The organism is Mesorhizobium sp. M8A.F.Ca.ET.161.01.1.1, from assembly GCF_004792105.1.
GTDB lineage: Bacteria > Pseudomonadota > Alphaproteobacteria > Rhizobiales > Rhizobiaceae > Mesorhizobium.
Map to the genome: position 1 here is coordinate 1 of NZ_SRTD01000164.1, position 371 is coordinate 371.

The following is a 371-nucleotide window of genomic DNA, read 5'->3' on the forward strand; positions in this document are numbered from 1 at the left end:
CGTGGCGTCTGGGTCTGAGGTTCGGCTCGTGCGTGCCGCCCATGCGTTGGACGGTGTCGGTCTCCTGCTTGTTCTCTGGCAGTCAGGCACATGGCTGTGCTCGCCACCCCGTTATATCCTGCCGGCGCCGGCCGATGTCGCCGCGGCCTTCCTGCGCCAGCCCGGTTTCCTGTTGGGGCAGGCCATGGTTACATTTCTCGAAATGGCCGTTGGACTGACGGCCGGCGTCCTAGTCGGTATTCTCGTGGCTTTCACCATCGCGGCAATCCCCCTTCTCGGTCGCCTCGTCTGGCCGATGGTTCTGGTTTTGCAGGCCTTTCCGGTCTTCGTGCTGGCGCCCATCCTCGTCCTCTGGTTCGGCTTCGGCATGG

General features: G+C 64.2%; 1 pseudogene. It reads left to right on the plus strand.

The annotated features are described in order from the left end of the window. Positions 1-28: 28 nt before the first annotated feature. Positions 29-371 (plus strand): annotated as a pseudogene (locus EN804_RS35135) (ABC transporter permease); the annotation flags it as partial.